The following is a 20,707-nucleotide window of genomic DNA, read 5'->3' as shown; positions in this document are numbered from 1 at the left end:
AACGGCTAGCTTACGCTACCTATCGTCGCGTCCCTAATCACCTGACGTGTTGTTCATGGCACATACCGTTTACGCATTAGGTCGTATGCTGACTCCTATTTTCCACCCCACCTTAGCGCCGCGTTAACAGCACTCCACACTCACAGTGGTTGGTAAACGGAAACTGGTCAAATAGCGCAAAGCGTTCTATCCGATGGGTATGGGTCAGTATGGTCAAGTTTTCAGCTAACGTGGCTGGATTGCATGAAATATAGACGATCTGAGCGTACTCGCTGAGTTGCTCACAGCTCTGCGCGTCTAAACCGGCACGCGGCGGATCGACCAGCACGGTAGAAAAATCGTACTCATCCAAGGCCATTTCCGCCACGCGCCGCCCGGCTTTTTCGCCCTTCAGCGCCTGAGAAAACTCCTCGGCTGACATGCGCCCAATCTGGGCGTTGGTTACCCCATTAGCTTCCAGGTTGACGTTGGCACTGGCCACAGAGGTGCGGGAAATTTCCGTGGCCAGCACGCGGCGGAAGTTATCCGCCAGGGCAATGGTGAAATTGCCGTTACCGCAGTAGAGTTCGACCAGATCCGCCTGTTGATGACCAGCGGTCACTTCCCGCGCCCAACTGAGCATTTTTTGGCAGATGTGGGCATTGGGCTGGGTAAAGCTGTTTTCTACCTGCTGGTAGTGCAGCGCGCGGCCATCTACTTCAAGACGTTCCCATACGTGATCACGGCTCAGCACGATGCGCTGCTTGCGGGAGCGGCCAATAATCATAATGCCTAGCTCAACTTCCAGAGCACGGGCTTCGCGCTCCCACTCCTCGCCTAACGGACGGTGGTAAATCAGCGTTACCAGCGCCTCCCCCGATAGCGTGGTTAAAAACTCCACCTGGAACAGCCGCCGACGCAGCTCGTCAGAGCGCAGGCAGGCCTCTCGCAGCTGCGGCATTAGCTGATTGATGCGTTCACTGGCGACTGCGTACTGATCTAACCGAATCACCCGCTTGTTCTTCGGGTTCTCAGGGTCTACCTCGAACATAGCGTAGAAGAGGTCATCCTCTTCATGCCATATGCGAAACTCACAGCGCTGGCGGTAGTAGCCCGGCGGCGATTCAAACACCTCTAACGCCGGTGGCTGAAAAGCGGCAAAGGTACTTTCCAGGTAGTCGCGTTTGGCGGCTAACTGCTCAGCGTAACGTTCAGGTTCGACAACGGGGATAGCCAAGGCTGCTCCTTTGAATAATTCGGTCTGCAATAGTAGTCAATAGTGTTCAGTCGCCCACATTAAGCAATTGGGACGCCTGAAACCCGTAGCGGGCCAAACCAGCGGTCAGATTGGCAGCAGGGGCAGTGGTAAAGCAGCGTCCATCCTGCTGGTCGCTATATAATTCATCGACGACTTGCGCCACCCGACGGGCAATCGCATCGCCGGAATCGATCCAGTGCACACTCTTCGGGGCAAGCTGAGAGAGCCAGGGCTTTAACAGTGGAAAATGGGTACAGCCCAGTACCACGGTATCCAGCTCAGGGGTGTCCAGCGGCTGATGATGAGAAGATAAAGAATGGACAGGCGAGAGAGGGGTAATAGCGTGCCACAAAGGCGCCAGGGCAGCCTGCATTCGTTCGGTATTGGGCGTGATGCCTGCCAGGTACGCTTCAGCTTCCACGACCAAAGCATCGGCGGCGACACGGGTAATCACACAGTCGCTGGCAAAGCTATCAATCAAGCGCTGGGTGTAGGGCCGCCCTACCGTGGCTTTGGTGGCTAGCAACCCAATATGGCGTGTCCGGCTAATCGCTGCGGCAGGCTTGATAGCAGGCACGGTGCCGACGACAGGAATCGCCAACTGCTCGCGCAAATTTTCCAACGCCAGGGTACTTGCGGTATTGCAGGCGACGACCAACACACAGGGATTACAGGCTGCCACCGCGGCGCGACACACCGCTACAATACGCTCGGTCAGGGCAGCGTCTTCGCGCAGCCCATAGGGTAACCAAGCATTATCACAGGCATAGCAGAGCGCAGCATCAGGGTAGTGTTGGCGCAGCGACTGCGCCACCGACAGGCCGCCGACACCGGAATCAAAAATTAGCATGGGGCCTTTCATGACTCTGCCTTTCATGGCTCTGCCTGAAAAAAACGGAGCCGCTAGTTTAGCATGCTCCGTAATTTTATCGATTGCCGTTATGGGTGGCGGTTAGCCGTTAGCGCTATACCGCGGGCACGTCGGCCCCACGCAGCTCAGCGTAGAGTTCAGGGTAGGCTTGCTGCAGACGCTCTAACTCCTGCTCTGCACCTTCAGGAAGCGCCTGACGAAGCTCTTCCATGTCGTCAGGGCTGAAGTGCTCATCAATCAGCGGGAAGAGCCCCTCCCGTTCGTGACGCAGGTAGGCACGGTGCGCTTCCAAATAGTCTTTCAAGTCATCGGCAAAACGATCCATCGGTAGGATGTTATCCATTAGGATCATATCGATATCATTGGAAAGACGCTGAAGGCGTGGCTTTAACTCACGATAGTCATTCGCCATCTGCTCGGTAAGCGCTAAGTGCTCCGGCGCCTGGGTTTGCAAACGTTCCACACAAACACGCTCCAGCGGCGCTGCGAAACCATCCATGTAGGACAAAATATAGTCGACAACCTCACGCATCAGCTGAAAGTTAGGACGCTCGCCCTGGACAAGGGTTTTCTGCTTGAGCTGCAGTACATGGAGTAGTCTCGCCATGTTGGCATGATCTAGACGCAGTTGGTTTAACATCGAACTGTCTCCTTTATTATGTCATGCCTACCGTCGAAGCCTTAATAATTGACGGCATGCGATCATAAGCGCGTGGGGTTATCATAAACAATGCCCCTCTAGCGTTATCCTAGCAAGTGTATCTTTCTGATAGGTTACGCCAAAGGTAGTTCGCCAAGAGGCGATTTACCACCCATACTTGTTGGCAATTTGTTGCTCAACGTACTGATTTATAACGGAAGCTTACATGGATCTTTTCGATAGCGCTCAGGCGATACCCGCTGACGATGCCCCCTTAGCCTTTCGTATGCGTCCACGCCAGCTGGAGGATTACGTGGGCCAGCAGGCACTGGTGGGGCCAGATAAACCTCTCCGCCGCATGGCGGAATCGGGCGTAGTGCGCTCAATGATTCTATGGGGGCCACCAGGGGTCGGCAAAACCACGCTGGCTGAGCTGTTAGCCAGAGCTTCCCAAGCGCATCTAGAACACCTCAGCGCGGTAATGGCGGGCGTAAAAGAGATTCGCGCCGTGGTGGAGCGCGCCCAACAGATGTCCTCCACGGTTATTCTCTTTTTAGATGAGATTCACCGCCTGAACAAGAGTCAACAGGACGCTTTGCTGCCCCATGTGGAGTCGGGGCTGTTAACGCTGATTGGTGCTACCACCGAAAATCCCTCCTTTGAAGTCAATTCGGCGCTGCTCTCCCGCGCGCGGGTTTACGTACTGAAATCACTCACTCAGGAGGAGCTGATCACGGTGATGCGTCAGGCGCTCAGCGACGTTGAACGAGGGCTGGGCAAGCGTGATATTCAGGTGGATGATGACGTATTAACCGCACTGGCCCACGCCAGCGCTGGCGATGCACGACGGGCGCTGGGGCTACTGGAAACCGCCTGCGATTTCGCTACTCAGGAAGCGGATCGCGAAGTGCTGCATAAAGAAGTACTTGCCGATGTGATCGGCCATCAGGCCAGCGCCTTCGATAAACAGGGCGATGCCTATTACGACCTGCTTTCGGCGATTCATAAATCGATACGCTCTTCACGCCCCAATGCGGCTTTGCTGTATATGGCGCGCTTTATACAGGGCGGCGGTGACCCGCTTGACGTGGTACGCAGACTGACCGCCATTGCCTCAGAGGATGTCGGCAATGCCGATCCCCGTGCCCTACCGCTGGTGATTGCGGCGTGGGATGCCTATCTGCGCTTGGGTGATTACGAAGGCCAACGGGCGATTGCCCATGCGGCGATCCATTTGGCAGTGGCGCCCAAAAGCAACCGAATAGACCGGGCCTGGAGTGAAGCCAAGCAGTATGTGCGCCAGCAACCCCAGGTAGAAGTACCCACCTACCTGCGCAATGCGCCGACCAAGTTGATGGAACAGTTAGGCCACGGTGAGGGCTACCGCTATGCCCATAATGAGCCAGACGGATACCCGGCGGGCAGCGCCCACGACTGCTGGCCTGAAGAGCTACCTAAAGCCGACTTTTTCAAGCCGAGCGCCATCGGTCAGGAGAAGCGCTTTGGGGAAATAATGGCGTGGCGGGAAAATCTCGACCAGGAAGCAGATCAGGCGCCCTAAGGCGCCTGATGGTTAACACAGTGGCAGTCTACTAAACTAGGGGCACTCCACCCCCTCACTCCTCACGATTAACCCCTTACAATGAACCCCTAAAGCTCTTCGCGAATGACATCGGTACCTTCAGGGATCTCAAAATCAAACATGTCCCGGGCGATATCGCCATTGAGGGTAATATTGCTAAAGGTAATCGCGGTGCGCTGGCCGGTACTGTCCATCATCCACAGTTCGGTTAACGTTTCGCCTTCAAAGACCATGCTCAGCTCTTCAAACAGCGTATCCGCAGAGATGGGCACCAGGGTAAAGACATCATCCCCCCCCTCCTGCTCGTAGAACACCTCATAGCTCTCGGTTAAATCGTTTGCGCTTCCCGACAGCAATAATGCGGGTGTATGGGTGACCCGATCATCCATTTCCTGAACGGTGACCTGCTCAAGATCGGGATCGTACATATACACATCTTCACCGTCGGAGACCACGGTTTGACTGTAAGGTGCCTCCACCTCCCAACGCAGCATACCCGGGCGCGACAACCACATCTCGCCACGCGCGCTCTGCATTCGTTCGCCGCTGCCATCCAGAATTTGCTGCTCAAAATTTGCTTGATAACGCTCAAGTGGATCCAGCCGCTCGGTCAAACGTTCGGCAGCATCCTCTGCCCAAGCGGGAGCACCAAAGGTTAACCCCAAGGCGCTGGCCGCAAAGGCCAGCTGTGGCGCACCTATTGATGACGGACGTTTTGTTTGCGTATCGCGCATATGCTCTCCCTAGGCAACCGTTGCCAAATAACTGTTGTTTAAAACTGTTGCTCAAAACTATTGCTTAAAATCAGCTAGTGAGGTCGGCTTAACCGTCCATGTGTCGTTAAGACGCGAAAAACGCCGCAGGGTTTCACCTGCGGCGCTACTTCCACGCTTATTGCATAATTGTGCGCGGTTAGTGCCCCACCGGGGGGGGCGCAAGCACTTCACGGGCACCGTTAGAGCCCATTGAGGTCACCACGCCGGCGCCCTCCATGGCCTCAACCAGACGAGCAGCCCGGTTATAGCCAATTTTAAAGCGCCGCTGGACGGCGGAAATCGAGGCTTTGCGCGTTTCAGTGACGAATTGAACGGCTTCATCGTAGAGTGCGTCCTGCTCCGCATCGTCGCCATCCACGCCTTCAGCCTCCAGGCCGGTTAAGGCATCGGCAGAGACGCCACCAGAGAGAATCTCCTCAATATACTCAGGCGTACCACGGCGCTTCCAGTCATCGACCACACGGTGTACTTCGTCATCGTCCACAAAGGCACCGTGGATGCGGTTAGGCGGCCCGGAACCTGCGGGCAGATAGAGCATGTCACCGTGCCCCAACAGGCTTTCAGCGCCGCCCTGATCGAGAATAGTACGCGAATCAATTCTGGATGAGACCTGGAACGCCATCCTTGATGGAATGTTGGCTTTGATCAAGCCCGTCACCACATCCACAGAGGGGCGCTGAGTCGCCAGAATCAAATGGATACCCGCGGCGCGGGCCTTTTGCGCCAAGCGGGCAATCAGCTCTTCGACCTTTTTACCGACGATCATAAACATATCGGCAAACTCGTCGATCACCACGACAATATAAGGCAGTTTCTCCAGCACGGGGTGGGGCTGGTGCACTTCCCAGGGCTGCGGCTCCCAGAGCGGGTCTGCCACTTGAGCCCCGGCGCGCTCGGCTTCATCCAGCCGCCCATTGAACCCCGCGATGTTACGCACTCCCATGGCCGCCATTAGCTTGTAGCGGCGCTCCATCTCGGCCACGCACCAGCGTAGGCTGTTGGCTGCCTCTTTCATGTCAGTGACCACAGGCGCCAGCAGGTGGGGAATGCCGTCATACACTGACAGCTCCAACATTTTCGGGTCGACCATGATTAGCTTCAGCTCGCTAGGCTTGGCCTTGAGCAGCATCGAGATCAGCATGGCGTTAACGCCTACCGATTTACCCGACCCGGTAGTACCGGCTACTAACAAGTGCGGCATCTTGCCCAGGTTGGCGACCACGGGGCTGCCGCCAATATCCTGGCCTAGCGCCATAGTCAGCGGTGAGGTCTCCTGCTGATAGCGGTCAGAATCGATCACTTCGCGCAGGCGGATCATGGCGCGATTGGGGTTGGGAATTTCAATCCCCACCGTAGGACGCCCGGGAATCACCTCGACCACCCGCACGCTTTTCACCATCAGTGAGCGCGCCAGGTCTTTGGCGAGGTTACTGATTTTAGAGACTTTGACGCCCGCAGCAGGCTTGATCTCAAATCGGGTGATGACTGGCCCAGGCCAGGTATCGACGACTTCCGCTTTTACGCCGTATTCGCGCAGCCGCACTTCAAGCAACTCAGCCATATCGGCTAACTGCTCGTCACTATAATTGGGCTGATGCGGCTCTGCGGGTGTCAGCAGCTGCAGGCTTGGCACCTCGCCTTCGGGCTCATCAAGCGTTTCAAAGGCTGGCCGCTGGCTCTGCAAATGCTCCACGGTCCATAACGCGGGGCCTTCATCGGCTTCTGGGGCGCTCTCTTCGGGCGTGAAACTGGGTTCCTGGCGCGCTGCTGGGGGTGGCATGGGCGAAGGTGGCGCCACTGAGCGCGCTTCGCTATCACGCTCCTGCGCATACAGTTCATCATCCATCTCTTCATCGTCCCAAACGGGCTCAGGAACCACCTCGGCGACACGTTCAGGTTTACGCAAAGGCTCAGGCGCAGTGACGCGCTCTGGGGTCCAGGCGGCATCAGCTTCACCGATCTGCGGCTCACCGACACGTGGTTCAGCTTGGCTGCTAGGGTCAGCGGTGAGTGATGGCTCACTGCGACGTTCAGCGGGCGCGGCGTGAACAGGCTCTTTCTCGGCGGGCGGCTCGTCGCGGACAAAGAAGTTACTCGTAGCAGGTGCCGGGGACGTCTCCTCCCGCGTCGCGCGCAGCGGGAAGGAAGTTTCGGCTTCCTGAGGCTCATCATCCGACGCAGGAGTTTGAGCCTCGGGCGCTTTCGACGTTATCTCAGTCTGGACAAAAGCATTTTCCCGCGGCGCGGGCGGTGCCGCAGCGTCATTCTCTTCTGCGGTTTTTGCCGCTGGCGTCAATGGTGGGGCAACGGCAGGGGCTGTAACCGTCGACTCCGCAGTAGGTGTCGATGAGATAGGCGCGGGGGTTTTAGCAGGCACGTGCTTATTGCTCGAAAACGCCGCGGCTTCCCAGGGAATCGAGGTATCCGTTGTCTCGCGGCTATTTGAAGGCGTCGTGTCTGACGCACTGCTCTCTGAAGCGCTGTTCGCCTCGCTGCTGGAAAGTGGCACAGAGAAGGCTGGCTCACGGCGTTCGCGACCACTGGGGCTTTTACCTACCGGCTCTGCCGCAGGCTGCGTCTCAGCAGGTGCAGCCTCAGGCGCTACTGGCTCCGAAGCGTCAGATTCAGGGACGTGGGGCTTGGACGTAGACTTCTTGGCGGCTTTAGCAGCCGCACGCTGAGCGGCGCGCATACGGCGTGTTTGCCGACGCGCCGACACCCAACTGCCCAGGCGGCATAGACGCTTGCCGAGCTCATCGGCCACTTGCAGCCATGACATACCACTAAACAGCGGAAAGCCGCTTAAAATGAGCGCCGCGGCAATCAAGCCAACGCCACCACTACTCACCAGAGGCCTTAATGCACCCACCAGGCCTTCGCCCAAAATACCGCCGGAGGCATAGGGGAGAATACTGTCCGGGTGGTAGAAGTGCAGCGCTCCCAGCATGGTGGTACCGAAAATAAGCAGCACCAAGCCGCCCGCATGTACCGCTATGGCCACCGGGTCGAGCTCAAAACGCACCTGGCGTGAGCGAATCAACCACCAGGCGGCAAAGCCGAACATACCCGGCCACCACAAAGCACTGGCGCCCAGTAGAGAATAGAGGACGTCGGCCAGCCAGGCGCCCACTTGCCCCATCCAGTTACCCACCTCTGTCTCAGGGCCCTGATACGACCAACCGGGATCAGAAGGTTGGTAACTAAACAGCGCTAATAATAAGAAAACACACAGCGCCAGCAGAATCACCACTACGCCTTCGCGCACGGAGCCTTGTAAGCGCAGGCCAAAACGACGAGCCTTATCCTTTGCGGCGTTAACGCGCGCAGATGAAGCCGATGATGGTGTTTGACGCGCGCTACGCTGCGTTCGCTTGTTGACTGCTTTATTCACTTTCAAGCGACTCTCCCTTTACACCTCAATGGCGTCTTTAATCCACTTGCGAGTTTGCATGATACCGAGCATCCTTCCGCCGTCACAGAGGCTATTGTAAAGCGCTCAGTACAAGAACGTCGTAACAGGAGCAAGTAATGCTACCTTGGCTTTCCTCGCCACATCCTAACTTTCCACCTACTCAGGCGGCACTGGACTCACCCAATGGCCTACTGGCCGCGGGTGGAGAGCTCTCCCCCGTTTGGCTGGTCGAAGCCTACCGGCAGGGCATATTCCCCTGGTTCAGCGACGACGACCCCATTTTATGGTGGAGCCCAGATCCGCGCATGATACTCCTACCTGAGCAATTTAAGCAGCGCCGTAGCCTCACCAAACGTTTACGCCATGGTGGCTTTCATATCACCCTGGATCAACACTTCGACCAGGTGATACAGGCCTGCGCCGCTCCGCGTGGTGAAGATAATGGCACCTGGATCACCGACGAAATGCGCGATGCCTACAGTCTGCTGCACGACCTGGGCATTGCCCATAGCATTGAAGTCCATCAACACGGGCAATTGGTGGGCGGGCTATACGGCGTCGCCATGGGACCGGTATTTTTTGGTGAGTCAATGTTCTCCCGCGCCCCGGATGCTTCAAAGGTGGCGCTGGCCCACCTCGCCAGCGCAATGCGTGAGAATGGTGGCAAACTCATCGACTGCCAAATGCATACGCCCCATCTAGCGAGCCTGGGCGCTATTACAGTCGCCCGCGAGGCATTCATCAACTATCTTAAAAACTGGTTACCCGATAAGGCATTTACGTTGACAGCGTCACCCACTGAAACACTCACTGTTCCTGCATCACTCTGGCTTAAGGCGATTGCCACCGAGGGTAATGCGTAGTAATGAACTGTAGTAATGAACCGTAGTGATGAACTTATTCTGTTCCAACCATTTTTTACATAGGAGGCAGGCCGTGAGTAGTAACACTCCGCGTCGGCCGGTACGGGATCTACGTTTCTTCCTTACCGTGCCGCATGCCTGTAGCTATTTACCCGGCAGGGAAGCGACAACGCTGTTTCTCGACCCTCAGGAGTCGCCCGTCCCGGGTGTCTATGACTCGCTGGCGCTGTTAGGGTTTCGTCGCAGTGGACGACACCTTTACCGCCCTCACTGTGAGGGCTGCAACGCCTGCCGCTCGGTGCGCATTCCGGTTGAACAGTTTGCGGCTAACCGCACTCAGCGTAAAATCTGGCGCCGCAATGCCGACATCAGCGTGCGTGTTGTGCCTGCTCACTTTGCATCCAGTCACTACTCGCTTTACGCTAACTATATACGCCAGCGCCATGCCGACGGCGATATGTACCCACCCAGTCGCGAGCAGTACCGCACCTTTCTCACCCTAGATGAGCCTTATGCCCATCTGATGGAGATGTATCTCGACGACGAACTGGTCGGTGTCGCTGCCTTTGACCAGTTGGAGCATGGTCTCTCGGCAATCTATACCTTTTTTGCCGTTAGCGAGGCACTGGACAAACGTTCACTAGGCACTTTTGCTATTCTACAGCTTATTGAACTCAGCCGAGAAAAAGCGCTGCCGCACCTTTATTTAGGGTATTGGATCGAAGAGTGCCGTAAGATGCGTTACAAGCAGGCTTTTGCGCCGTTGGAAATCCTTGATGGGCGCCACTGGCGGCCGTTAATTCGCTAAAAATGCCAGCTTTTTTGCCTTGACGGCGGGCTTACGGCACAATATAGCGCTGTTTCTTGAGCGCCCACCTAGCGGCACTCAAATTTTGACCGGTTATTACATCACTAACTCATAAGTGAGGACATGCCTATATGGCACGCGAAGATCATATTGAAATGGAAGGCGTTATCGTCGATACCCTTCCGAACACCATGTTTCGGGTTGAGCTGGAAAACGGTCACGTCGTTACCGCTCACATCTCTGGCAAAATGCGCAAAAACTATATCCGCATTCTGACCGGCGACAAGGTAAAAGTAGAGCTGACACCGTACGACCTGTCTAAAGGCCGCATCGTATACCGTTCGCGCTAAGTCGTTACACTGTTAACGCGTTCGGCTGATCTCAGCGGTTTTCATAGCTTGCTTTCAAAGCCTGTTTTTCGTAGACAGCGCCGTTCAGCGTCAATGGCTGTTCACTAAAAACGACAACGCCCCGTCAATGACAGGGCGCTGCGTTTTTATGCATATAGCAAGATTATGGCTTTTAGCGTGGCTTAGCGCCCTTTTCAGGGCGCATCTGCCATTTCAGTCTCTGTGGAAAGGTGCAACTCACCCTCTTCCAGGCTGACATGGACAATACCGCCCTGGTCAGCCAATTCGCCAAACAGAATCATCTCGGCTAACGGCTTCTTCAGCTTCTCTTGAATGAGGCGCGCCATTGGTCGTGCGCCCATATCAGGATCATAGCCTTTATCAGCTAGCCAATCCCGCGCCATATCGTCCACATCCAGCTGAACACGCTTCTCATCCAGCTGTGCCTGCAGTTCGATCAAGAACTTGTCGACGACATTGCGCACTACCGAAACTGGTAGCGCATGGAACTGAATGATGCCATCCAGACGGTTGCGGAATTCCGGCGAGAACGTGCGGCGGATCACTTCCATGGCATCGGTGGAGTGGTCTTGATGCTGGAAGCCAATGGAACGACGCGACGCCTGCTCAGCACCAGCGTTAGAGGTCATGATGACGATAACGTGGCGGAAGTCCGCTTCGCGGCCATTGTTATCTGTTAAGCGACCATGATCCATGACCTGCAGTAGTAGGTTAAAGACTTCCGGATGCGCTTTCTCGATCTCATCCAGCAGCAGCACACAGTGTGGTTGTTTGGTCACCGCTTCGGTCAGCAGCCCACCCTGGTCGTAACCAACGTAGCCCGGAGGCGCACCAATCAGGCGCGATACGGTGTGGCGCTCCATATATTCGGACATATCAAAGCGCACCAGCTCGATGCCCATAATATGCGCAAGCTGTTTGGCCACTTCCGTCTTACCCACACCGGTAGGGCCTGCAAACAGGAAGCTACCCACGGGCTTATCGGGGGATTTAAGCCCGGCCCGGGAGAGTTTGATAGCCGCTGAGAGGCTATCAATCGCTTCATCCTGCCCGAACACCAGCATTTTCAGGTCACGATCAAGTTTCTCGAGCAGTTTACGATCAGAGCTCGATACACTCTTCGGCGGAATACGCGCAATCGATGCCACAACGGCTTCCACTTGCTCGACATCGATGGTCTTGGCGCGCACTTCCGGCGGTAGCAGTCGCTGGTGAGCCCCCGCCTCGTCAATGACATCAATCGCTTTGTCGGGCAGAAAGCGGTCGTTGATGTAACGATCCGCCAAACGTGCCGCGCTCTCAAGCGCGCCATCGGTATACTTCAGTTCGTGGTGCTCTTCAAAGCGTGAACGCAACCCTTTGAGAATCTTGATAGTGTCGTCAACCGACGGCGCCATCACATCTACTTTCTGGAAGCGCCGCGCCAGGGCGCGATCTTTCTCAAAGATGCCGCGGAACTCTTGGAAGGTGGTTGAGCCAATGCAGCGCAGCTCGCCCGAAGAGAGCAGAGGCTTGAGCAGATTGGACGCATCCATCACGCCGCCAGACGCGGCGCCTGCGCCAATCACCGTGTGAATCTCATCGATGAATAGCACCGCATTAGGCTGTTTGCGTAGCTCGCTTAGCAGACTCTTGAGGCGCTTTTCAAAATCACCACGATACTTGGTGCCAGCCAGTAATGCCCCCATGTCCAACGAGTAGACTACCGCATCGGCAATCACGTCGGGCACGTCTTCTTCAACGATACGCTTGGCCAGGCCTTCGGCCACCGCCGTTTTACCCACGCCCGCTTCGCCGACTAACAGCGGGTTATTTTTGCGCCGCCGAGCCAGAATTTGCACCACGCGCTCGAGCTCGTGGTCACGACCGATGAGCGGATCAATCTTGCCCAGCCGCGCCTGTTCGTTCAGGTTGGTAGCATAGCCAGTCAATGGATGCGCAGCACCCTCGCTGCCACCCTCTTCCGCGTCTTCACTCTCTGATGAAGAGGGGGCGGGTGACGGCCCGTGACCAGCCACTTTGGAGATGCCGTGGGCGATGTAATTGACTGCATCAACCCGTGCAACGCTCTGTTGCTTAAGGAAGTAAACTGCCTGGCTCTCTTGCTCGGAGAAGATCGCCACCAGCACATTGGCGCCAGACACTTCGCTTTTTCCAGAGGACTGAACGTGGAAAACCGCCCGCTGTAAAACACGCTGAAAACCGAGCGTAGGCTGGGTCTCGCGATCACCCTGGCCTTCTGGAATCAGTGGCGTAGTCGAGTTAATAAAATCCTGCAGATCGGACCGCAGCTTGTCGAGGTTCGCCCCGCAGGCCTTCAGTACGTCTACCGCTGAGGCATTATCTAGCAACGCTAGCAGCAGGTGCTCAACGGTCATAAACTCATGGCGCTTTGAACGCGCCACGGTGAAGGCCGTGTTCAGGGTCATTTCAAGTTCTTTGCTCAGCATGGCAGTCCCCTTTTCGCTACTACCTAGGGCGTATCGCCACCTAGGGCTTGCGTCGGATCAGTTTAATCGACCGGCACTCTCAACATCGGGTACAAATGGCACGGTTGCAAGCCTCACCGCCAATTATTTCTCAACGTTTCTAATTGGCGGCCTCAATATCACTTATCAACGGGTGCTCACACTCACGGGCATATTCATTGACCTGATAGCTTTTCGTTTCAGCTATATCGCGCGTAAACACGCCACAAGTGCCCTTTCCTTGGGTATGTACGGCGAGCATGACCTGAACGGCCGTCTCGCTATCCATATTAAAAAAATCTTGCAGCACTTCAATGACAAATTCCATAGGCGTGTAGTCGTCATTGTGAAGCACTACCTTATAAAGCGGAGGTTGCGCCAGCGCCGGCTCTGCTGACTGTACCGCTATATCGCCATCTTCATCAGGCATATTTGGCCGCGTCATTCCCGCAATTTCGGTTCGCAGGGCCAAGCATGGACTATTTTGGTTGGGCATAAGCAACACGGTTGGTTGTCTCAACACTGACCGATGGATATCTAAAGGATGTTGTCTACCTTCAGACGCTGACGATCAGCAAGGGTTCATGGAAAGTACAAAATTAACATATTCAATAAGACAAAAAACCCTCGCCCACCAGGGTGAGCGAGGGATATCACAGCGTTTTCATGCGCTTCGCCCAGGGGCCGCGCAGCGTGCTTGTGAAACGCCTTTCCTGGCAGCGTTAGTCGTTTGCCACCATCGCAAGCGCTTCATTGAGCGTTTTGCTTGGACGCATGACTTGGCTAGCCAATTCGCCGTTCGGGTGATAATAGCCTTTCAGATCAACAGGCTGCCCTTGAACGCTATTAAGCTCATCAATAATAGTCGCCTCATTGGCTTTCAGCGTGTCTACAAGGCGGGCAAAGCGCTTTTTCAGTTCAGCATCTTGATCTTGCGCGGCCAATGCTTCTGCCCAGTAAAGCGCCAGGTAGAAATGACTGCCTCGGTTGTCCAACTCACCCACTTTACGTGAAGGTGACTTGTTGCTTTCGAGGAACTTGCCATTCGCTTCATCGAGGGCTTTTGCCAGCAGCTTAGCACGCTCATTGCCAAAGCGTTTAGCGAGGTGCTCCAAAGAGGCTACCAGTGCCAGGAACTCGCCAAGGCTGTCCCAGCGCAGGTGGTTCTCTTCCAGTAACTGCTGAACGTGCTTGGGTGCGGAACCACCAGCACCGGTCTCAAACAGGCCACCGCCATCCATCAGGGGAACGATGGAAAGCATCTTGGCACTGGTGCCCAGTTCAAGAATCGGGAACAGATCCGTCAGGTAATCACGAAGGATGTTACCTGTCACTGAGATGGTATCGAGGCCACGAATCACGCGTTCCAGGGTGTAACGCATTGCCCGAACCTGAGACATGATATGGATCTCAAGCCCGTCAGTATCGTGATCCTTGAGGTACGTTTTGACCTTTTTGATCAGCTCGTTCTCATGCGGGCGGTATGGGTCGAGCCAGAACACCGTCGGCATACCAGAATCACGGCAGCGCTCTACTGCCAACTTGACCCAGTCGCGAATTGGCGCGTCCTTGACCTGGCACATCCGCCAAATATCGCCCTGCTCCACGTTCTGCGTCAACAGCACCTCCCCCGTGTCCAGGTCGGTGATATTGGCAACACCATCTTCTGGAATTTCAAAGGTCTTGTCGTGGGAGCCGTACTCTTCGGCTTTTTGCGCCATCAAACCAACGTTGGGTACAGTGCCCATCGTCGCTGGATCAAAGGCACCGTGCCATTTACAGAAATTGATCATTTCCTGATAAATACGCGCGAATGTGGACTCGGGCATAACGGCCTTAACGTCCTTAAGACGACCGTCACCGCCGTACATCTTGCCCCCGGCACGAATCATCGCCGGCATCGAAGCATCCACAATCACATCGCTGGGCGAGTGGAAGTTGGTGATACCGCGAGCCGAATCTACCATCGCCAACTCTGGACGCTTTTCATGGCAGGCGTGCAAATCGCTAATGATTTCATCACGCTGTGATTCTGACAGCGTCTCTATCTTTTCGTAGAGATTGGCGATGCCATTATTGACGTCGACCCCCAGCTCTTTAAACAACTCACCGTGTTTCTCAAAGGCGTCTTTATAAAAAATCTTGATACAGTGGCCAAACACAATCGGGTGTGAAACCTTCATCATCGTCGCTTTTACGTGCAACGAGAACATCACGCCAGATTTACGCGCGTCTTCTATTTCCTGCTCGTAGAATTCGAGCAATGCTTTTTTGCTCATGAACATGCTATCGATTATCTCGCCGTCGAGTAGCGGGATATTCGATTTGAGCACCTGGGTCTGGCCACTCTTGGTGATCAGCTCCATCTTCACATTGCGCGCACGATCCAGCGTTATCGACTTTTCACCGTCGTAGAAATCGCCCTTATGCATGTGGGAAACGTGGCTACGCGAGGCCTGACTCCACTCACCCATCGAGTGAGGATACTTGCGTGCGTACTCTTTGACGGCCTTCGGCGCACGACGGTCAGAGTTACCTTCGCGCAACACTGGGTTAACCGCGCTACCTTTGACTTTATCGTAGCGCGCTTTGATCTCTTTCTCTTCGTCGTTACTTGGCTCGCTAGGATATTCAGGCAGTGGGTAGCCCTGCTCTTGCAGCTCTTTGATCACTGCCCGAAGCTGCGGCATGGAAGCACTGATATTAGGCAGTTTGATGATGTTGGCTTCCGGAACCTTGGCCAGGGCACCCAACTCAGCCAAGTGATCCTCAATGCGCTGATCTTCAGTCAAGTAATCAGGAAATAGAGCGAGAACACGAGCCGCCAGGGAGATATCCCGGGTTTCCACTTCGATACCAGCAGCATCGGTGAAGGCGTCAATAATCGGTAGCAAAGAATATGTGGCGAGCGCAGGCGCCTCGTCGGTGAGCGTGTAAATGATCTTCGGCGTTTTAGACATTTTTGCGTTAACCTCTTTTTTCTATCGCTGTGATTATAAAGACCCTGAGCAACGCGACTCATTCAACGAGAGACCATGCCGCGAAGCAGGCGGGGCCGTTTTATTTGGCTTTATCTAGCCTTATCTAGCTTTCTCAATTTTCGATCGGTGGTGGTTGAGACGGTTGTTGGGCTGATTGCTGAAACGATTTTTGAAAAGTATACCAGCGCTGCATTTTAATCACATGAGAGATTGTCGACAAATCAAGGACAGCCCCTAGAGAGATTATGAGCACTTTATATTTATTGCATAAACCCTATCGCATGCTCTCTCAGTTTACCGATAAACAGGCGCGTGCCACATTAGCCGATGTCATTACTGTGCCTGGCGTGTACGCCGCAGGGCGGCTTGATTACGACTCTGAAGGCCTGCTGCTACTCAGCGATGATGGTGAATTGATTCACCGCATCACTCACCCGCGGCATAAGCAGCCCAAAACCTACTGGGCTCAGGTGGAAGGCGATATTAGCGAGGCAGCGCTGCAAGCCCTTCGCCAGGGAGTAACGCTTAAAGATGGCCCAACACAGCCAGCCAAGGTGCGCAGGATAGAGCCTCCCTCTACCGCGCCACGCCAACCGGCCATTGACCCTAAGCGCCATCCCTCAACTAGCTGGCTGGAGCTCACCATCAGTGAAGGCCGTAACCGCCAAGTGCGCCGCATGACGGCCCATGTCGGTTTTCCAACGCTGCGCTTGATTCGTACAGCCATTGGCCCCTGGCGACTGGATGGATTAGCCCCCGGCGAGTGGCGCAAAGAAACGTTGCACGCCCCCCGCCCCGCCACTGCGCCCCCTGGTCGGGGAGCAGGCGCGCGAAAAAAAGAGCAGCGCGCTCGGCCCACTCCAGCACACAGGAAATCCAGATGAGCCTCATTCGCAGCACGGCTGCCTGCGTCATTCAGCAGGGTGAGCGCTTTTTAATGGTAGAAGAGCAGCGTGGCGGCCCGCAGAGCGTGTTTAACCAGCCCGCTGGCCATGTCGAACCCGGCGAAGGCCCCATGTCGGCCATTCTTCGCGAGGTATTGGAAGAGACAGCCTGGCAGGTATCGCTTACCGGCTACCTGGGTCTCTACGTTTTTCATACCGAAGATGGCCAGACATTTCATAGCCACGGTTTTATTGCTGAGCCGCTTCAGCAGCTCGACCTCGCCCTTGACGCTGATATTTTCGCCACCCACTGGCTCACACTTGAGCAAATACGCGCGTTAGACCAACGCTCACGCTTGCGCAGCCCCCTGGTACTCAAACGTATTGAGGACACACTCAACGGGCCTTGCTATCCGCTGGCGGTGATTCGCGAGTGAAGCACTCGAAGGCATTCCCTACCATCGTGTATAATCCCCGCCCAATTGCACACTACTTCTACTGAGGATGCCTATGTCATCCAATACCGGGTCATCCAATACCGAGTCATCCAGCACTGACTCAACCACTACCGAAACCTCTGCTAACGGCAAAGTGATTGTCGGTATGTCCGGCGGCGTCGACTCGTCTGTTTCTGCCCTTCTCCTCATGCAGCAAGGCTATGAGGTCGAAGGCCTGTTCATGAAAAACTGGGACGAAGACGACGGCACCGAGTACTGCACCGCCAAAGAGGATCTCGCCGACGCAGAAGCAGTCTGCGAAAAGCTCGGCATTAAGCTACACACCGCAAATTTTGCGGCAGAGTATTGGGATAATGTCTTTGAGCACTTTTTAGCCGAATACAAAGCGGGCCGTACGCCCAACCCGGATATTCTATGCAACCGGGAGATCAAGTTTAAGGTGTTCCTTGAGTACGCCGAAATGCTGGGTGCCGATAAAATCGCCACCGGCCACTATGTGCGTCAGGGCGTGCGTGAAGGCCACCCACGCTTGCTTAAAGGCCTGGACGGCAATAAAGATCAAAGCTACTTCCTGCATGCGGTGCCGGAAGCCGCGATTGCACGCACTCTGTTCCCCGTGGGTGAACTGGAAAAACCTGCCGTGCGCGCCTTGGCTGAACAGCACGATTTGATTACCGCCAAGAAAAAGGACTCCACGGGCATCTGCTTTATAGGCGAACGTCGCTTCCGCGACTTCCTTCAGCAGTACCTGCCCGCCCAGGCCGGCACCATTGAAACGCCGGATGGCGATGCCATTGGCCAACATATGGGGCTGATGTACTACACCCTTGGCCAGCGCCAGGGCTTAGGCATAGGCGGATTGGCCAACTACTCAGAAGAGCCCTGGTACGTGGCAGCAAAAGATCTTGATCGCAATGTACTGATCGCAGTGCAGGGTAAGCATGATCAGCTACTCTACTCCGATACATTAGCCACCGAAGCGATGGACTGGGTCGCCGGTGAGCCGCCGGTTCAGCAAGGGCGCTTTACCTCTAAGACCCGCTATCGGCAAAGCGACTGCGGCTGCGAAGTGCGCGTGCTACCCGACGGTGGCGTCGAAGTGACGTTCGACGATCCGCAGTGGGCGGTTACACCTGGCCAGTCGCTGGTACTTTACGATGGCGATATTTGCTTGGGCGGTGGCGTTATTCGCGCTACCTGGAAGAGAGCCGCGGAGGCCGCTGCATGAATCCCACCACGCCGATTCATCGCGCCCCCGACTCTCCGGCCGCCCGTCAAGCACTTGCGTTGGCGGGCGTGTTTCAGGCCGCCAGCCTGGTTGACGAACTTGCCCGCACCGGCCAAGTTGACCCACGCGCCTGGGAAACGCTAATTGAAGCCACCGTGGATACTAATCCAGACAGTTTCGAAGCTATCTATGGTGGGCACCCCAACAACTTGCGCCGAGGCCTGGATACCTTGGAAGCCCTGGTGGGGCGCAAACAAGCGAATCCAGTGGTGCTACGTTACGGCTTTTCACTACTCATGCTGATGAACAAACTGCGCACCGATAACGACATGATGGATATACTGGGGCAAAAATTAACCCGGATTCAGGGTCAGGCCGAGCACTTTGGCACTACCCATGAAAACGTGGTTGCCAGCCTGGGGGAAGCGTACCAAGAGACGATATCCACCTTTAAAACCCGTATCGTGGTGCAGGGCGACCCATCACTGCTGCAGAGCCGTATGATGCCCGAGCGGGTGCGCGCCTGTTTAATGGCCGGCATTCGCTTTGGGTTACTCTGGCACCAGCAAGGCGGGCGGCGTTGGAAGCTGATCTTCCAGCGTAAAGCGCTACGCCGGGCGCTGGACAGTCTCAGCTAGACGACTAGCGAATCGGCCACACTGCTCTCATCTAATTTTCTTTCGAACCTCCTGGAAACAATGCCATGCAACTCTCCGCTTTGACCGCCCTCTCCCCCGTTGATGGCCGCTACGCCTCTAAAGCCGCCGCCCTGCGCGAACACTTCAGTGAATTTGGCCTGATCCGCGCCCGCGTAATTGTGGAAGTTCGCTGGCTACAGCGTCTGGCTGAGCACCCGCAAATTATCGAAGTGCCAAGACTCTCAGCTGAAGCGACCGCGTTTCTTGAACAGTTGATTCGTGAGTTTTCGCTTGAAGACGCCGAACGCATCAAAGAGATCGAGCGCACCACCAATCACGACGTCAAAGCGGTTGAGTATTTCCTCAAAGAGAAGATCGCAGGTCAGGCCGAGCTGCATGCCGTGACCGAGTTCATTCACTTTGCCTGCACCAGTGAAGATATCAACAACCTCTCTTACGGCGTAATGCTCAGCGATGGCCTAAACGCCATGCTGCCGACTATGCACGAAGTGGCTGACGAAATCGCCAAGCTGGCCATTGCCCACGCCGCCCAGCCGATGCTGTCGCGTACTCACGGTCAAACCGCTACCCCGACCACCCTGGGCAAAGAGATGGCCAACGTGGCGTACCGCCTCAAGCGCCAGCTTAAGCAGATCGAAACAGTGGAAGTATTGGGTAAAATCAATGGTGCTGTCGGCAACTACAACGCCCACCTGACCACCTATCCGGAGATCGACTGGGAAGCCAATGCGCGCACCTTTGTGGAAGGTTTAGGGCTAAAATTCAATCCTTATACCACCCAGATAGAGCCCCACGACTACATCGCCGAACTGTTTGATGCCATTTGTCGTTTCAATACGGTTCTGATCGACTTCGATCGCGACGTATGGGGCTATATCTCACTGGGCTACTTTAAGCAGCGCACGGTTGAGGGCGAAATTGGCTCTTCCACTATGCCGCATAAAGTGAACCCAATTGACTTCGAGAACTCCGAAGGCAATCTGGGCTTGGCCAATGCAGTGCTTAGCCACCTCGCCCAGAAACTACCCATCTCACGCTGGCAGCGTGACCTCACCGATTCCACCGTGCTGCGCAACCTGGGTGTCGGCTTGGCCTATGGTTTGATTGCTTACCACGCTAGTCTGAAAGGTATTAGCAAGCTTGAAGCCAACCCCGAGCGCTTAGACGCTGACCTGGATAACAGCTGGGAAGTGCTTGCCGAGCCTATCCAGACGGTGATGCGTCGCTACGGTATTGAGAAGCCCTATGAAAAACTCAAGCAGTTGACCCGCGGAAAACGTATTGACCAGGCGGGCTTTGCGGCGTTTATTGATTCTCTTGAACTGCCCAGTGAGGTCAAAACCGAGTTGAAAGCGCTCTCACCGGCCAACTATATTGGTAATGCCCAGGCTCAAGCCGAAGCGCTGACACAACAGCTAAACGCTTTATAACGCCACCTTTACTTAATGACGCCAACTTACTAACGCCAG

General features: G+C 55.4%; 17 protein-coding genes. 9 read left to right on the top strand and 8 right to left on the bottom strand.

What is annotated here, in order from left to right; genetic code table 11:
• Positions 1-112: 112 nt before the first annotated feature.
• The 3 genes from trmA to ACFIOZ_RS06575 all read right to left on the bottom strand — a co-directional run bounded on the left by trmA (position 113) and on the right by ACFIOZ_RS06575 (position 2,748).
• A complete protein-coding gene (gene trmA, locus ACFIOZ_RS06585) occupies positions 113-1,216 on the bottom strand; it encodes a tRNA (uridine(54)-C5)-methyltransferase TrmA (protein ID WP_386082889.1) in 1,104 nt (367 codons plus the stop codon).
• 46 nt (positions 1,217-1,262) lie between these two features.
• Complete coding sequence (locus ACFIOZ_RS06580) at positions 1,263-2,099, bottom strand: glutamate racemase (protein WP_386082888.1); 837 nt, start codon at positions 2,097-2,099, stop codon at positions 1,263-1,265.
• 103 nt (positions 2,100-2,202) lie between these two features.
• A complete protein-coding gene (locus ACFIOZ_RS06575; protein ID WP_159176435.1) occupies positions 2,203-2,748 on the bottom strand; it encodes a hemerythrin domain-containing protein in 546 nt (181 codons plus the stop codon).
• 226 nt (positions 2,749-2,974) lie between these two features.
• Between ACFIOZ_RS06575 and ACFIOZ_RS06570 the strand changes: the two genes are divergently transcribed.
• Positions 2,975-4,309 (top strand): replication-associated recombination protein A, encoded by a 1,335-nt coding sequence (locus tag ACFIOZ_RS06570; RefSeq protein ID WP_386082887.1) that lies wholly within the window; start codon positions 2,975-2,977, stop codon positions 4,307-4,309.
• Between the two features lie 89 nt (positions 4,310-4,398).
• Here the strand turns inward: ACFIOZ_RS06570 and lolA are convergent, their stop codons facing one another.
• Together lolA and ACFIOZ_RS06560 are read right to left on the bottom strand one after the other, a co-directional pair.
• Positions 4,399-5,064: an outer membrane lipoprotein chaperone LolA gene (gene lolA / locus ACFIOZ_RS06565; RefSeq protein WP_386082886.1), complete on the bottom strand. Its 666-nt coding sequence runs from the start codon at positions 5,062-5,064 to the stop codon at positions 4,399-4,401.
• Positions 5,065-5,242: 178 nt separating this feature from the next.
• Positions 5,243-8,503, bottom strand: coding sequence for a DNA translocase FtsK (locus tag ACFIOZ_RS06560; RefSeq protein ID WP_386082885.1), 3,261 nt, complete (start codon positions 8,501-8,503; stop codon positions 5,243-5,245).
• 131 nt (positions 8,504-8,634) lie between these two features.
• Between ACFIOZ_RS06560 and aat the strand changes: the two genes are divergently transcribed.
• The 3 genes from aat (at position 8,635) to infA (ending at position 10,539) form a co-directional block, all read left to right on the top strand.
• Positions 8,635-9,381, top strand: a complete 747-nt coding sequence (gene aat, locus ACFIOZ_RS06555) for a leucyl/phenylalanyl-tRNA--protein transferase (RefSeq protein WP_386082884.1) — start codon at positions 8,635-8,637, stop codon at positions 9,379-9,381.
• 73 nt (positions 9,382-9,454) lie between these two features.
• Positions 9,455-10,189: an arginyltransferase gene (locus ACFIOZ_RS06550; RefSeq protein ID WP_144810180.1), complete on the top strand. Its 735-nt coding sequence runs from the start codon at positions 9,455-9,457 to the stop codon at positions 10,187-10,189.
• A gap of 131 nt (positions 10,190-10,320) precedes the next feature.
• Entirely contained in the window at positions 10,321-10,539 is a 219-nt protein-coding gene (gene infA, locus ACFIOZ_RS06545; protein WP_007111068.1) for a translation initiation factor IF-1, read from the top strand.
• Between the two features lie 194 nt (positions 10,540-10,733).
• On the opposite strand, the gene clpA is transcribed toward infA, so the two are convergent.
• The 3 genes from clpA to ACFIOZ_RS06530 form a co-directional block, all read right to left on the bottom strand.
• Positions 10,734-13,010, bottom strand: coding sequence for an ATP-dependent Clp protease ATP-binding subunit ClpA (gene clpA / locus ACFIOZ_RS06540; protein ID WP_386082883.1), 2,277 nt, complete (start codon positions 13,008-13,010; stop codon positions 10,734-10,736).
• A gap of 139 nt (positions 13,011-13,149) precedes the next feature.
• On the bottom strand, positions 13,150-13,458 hold the full coding sequence (clpS, locus tag ACFIOZ_RS06535; RefSeq protein WP_035538640.1) for an ATP-dependent Clp protease adapter ClpS: 309 nt from the start codon (positions 13,456-13,458) through the stop codon (positions 13,150-13,152).
• A gap of 292 nt (positions 13,459-13,750) precedes the next feature.
• The gene (locus ACFIOZ_RS06530) at positions 13,751-15,988 is read right to left on the bottom strand and encodes an NADP-dependent isocitrate dehydrogenase (RefSeq protein WP_386082882.1); all 2,238 of its coding nucleotides are present in this window, start codon (positions 15,986-15,988) and stop codon (positions 13,751-13,753) included.
• Between the two features lie 266 nt (positions 15,989-16,254).
• On the opposite strand from ACFIOZ_RS06530, the gene ACFIOZ_RS06525 reads away from it, so the two are divergent.
• The 5 genes from ACFIOZ_RS06525 (at position 16,255) to purB (ending at position 20,668) form a co-directional block, all read left to right on the top strand.
• Complete coding sequence (locus ACFIOZ_RS06525; protein WP_386082881.1) at positions 16,255-16,893, top strand: pseudouridine synthase; 639 nt, start codon at positions 16,255-16,257, stop codon at positions 16,891-16,893.
• Entirely contained in the window at positions 16,890-17,330 is a 441-nt protein-coding gene (locus ACFIOZ_RS06520; RefSeq protein WP_386082880.1) for an NUDIX hydrolase, read from the top strand. The genes ACFIOZ_RS06525 and ACFIOZ_RS06520 overlap by 4 nt, the downstream gene beginning before the upstream one ends.
• Positions 17,331-17,403: 73 nt before the next feature.
• On the top strand, positions 17,404-18,579 hold the full coding sequence (mnmA, locus tag ACFIOZ_RS06515) for a tRNA 2-thiouridine(34) synthase MnmA (RefSeq protein ID WP_386082878.1): 1,176 nt from the start codon (positions 17,404-17,406) through the stop codon (positions 18,577-18,579).
• Complete coding sequence (gene hflD, locus ACFIOZ_RS06510; protein WP_386082877.1) at positions 18,576-19,217, top strand: high frequency lysogenization protein HflD; 642 nt, start codon at positions 18,576-18,578, stop codon at positions 19,215-19,217. Before mnmA ends, hflD begins: the two co-directional genes overlap by 4 nt.
• A 65-nt stretch (positions 19,218-19,282) precedes the next feature.
• Positions 19,283-20,668, top strand: a complete 1,386-nt coding sequence (gene purB, locus ACFIOZ_RS06505) for an adenylosuccinate lyase (RefSeq protein ID WP_386082876.1) — start codon at positions 19,283-19,285, stop codon at positions 20,666-20,668.
• The last annotated feature ends 39 nt before the right edge of the window (positions 20,669-20,707 follow it).

The organism is Vreelandella sp. F11, assembly GCF_042466685.1.
In the GTDB taxonomy this organism is placed as follows: Bacteria; Pseudomonadota; Gammaproteobacteria; order Pseudomonadales; family Halomonadaceae; genus Vreelandella.
The sequence above is the reverse complement of the archived record's forward strand: the minus strand, read 5'-3'. Positions and strand labels throughout refer to the sequence as shown.

What these genes read in the sequence shown, in the direction of transcription:
- ACFIOZ_RS06580 (WP_386082888.1), bottom strand. Translation starts at nt 2,099, where the DNA reads ATGAAAGGCCCCATGCTAATTTTTGATTCCGGTGTCGGCGGCCTGTCG.
- ACFIOZ_RS06575 (WP_159176435.1), bottom strand. Translation starts at nt 2,748, where the DNA reads ATGTTAAACCAACTGCGTCTAGATCATGCCAACATGGCGAGACTACTC.
- ACFIOZ_RS06570 (WP_386082887.1), top strand. Translation starts at nt 2,975, where the DNA reads ATGGATCTTTTCGATAGCGCTCAGGCGATACCCGCTGACGATGCCCCC.
- lolA (WP_386082886.1), bottom strand. Translation starts at nt 5,064, where the DNA reads ATGCGCGATACGCAAACAAAACGTCCGTCATCAATAGGTGCGCCACAG.
- aat (WP_386082884.1), top strand. Translation starts at nt 8,635, where the DNA reads ATGCTACCTTGGCTTTCCTCGCCACATCCTAACTTTCCACCTACTCAG.
- infA (WP_007111068.1), top strand. Translation starts at nt 10,321, where the DNA reads ATGGCACGCGAAGATCATATTGAAATGGAAGGCGTTATCGTCGATACC.
- clpA (WP_386082883.1), bottom strand. Translation starts at nt 13,010, where the DNA reads ATGCTGAGCAAAGAACTTGAAATGACCCTGAACACGGCCTTCACCGTG.
- clpS (WP_035538640.1), bottom strand. Translation starts at nt 13,458, where the DNA reads ATGCCTGATGAAGATGGCGATATAGCGGTACAGTCAGCAGAGCCGGCG.
- ACFIOZ_RS06530 (WP_386082882.1), bottom strand. Translation starts at nt 15,988, where the DNA reads ATGTCTAAAACGCCGAAGATCATTTACACGCTCACCGACGAGGCGCCT.
- ACFIOZ_RS06525 (WP_386082881.1), top strand. Translation starts at nt 16,255, where the DNA reads ATGAGCACTTTATATTTATTGCATAAACCCTATCGCATGCTCTCTCAG.
- ACFIOZ_RS06520 (WP_386082880.1), top strand. Translation starts at nt 16,890, where the DNA reads ATGAGCCTCATTCGCAGCACGGCTGCCTGCGTCATTCAGCAGGGTGAG.
- mnmA (WP_386082878.1), top strand. Translation starts at nt 17,404, where the DNA reads ATGTCATCCAATACCGGGTCATCCAATACCGAGTCATCCAGCACTGAC.
- hflD (WP_386082877.1), top strand. Translation starts at nt 18,576, where the DNA reads ATGAATCCCACCACGCCGATTCATCGCGCCCCCGACTCTCCGGCCGCC.
- purB (WP_386082876.1), top strand. Translation starts at nt 19,283, where the DNA reads ATGCAACTCTCCGCTTTGACCGCCCTCTCCCCCGTTGATGGCCGCTAC.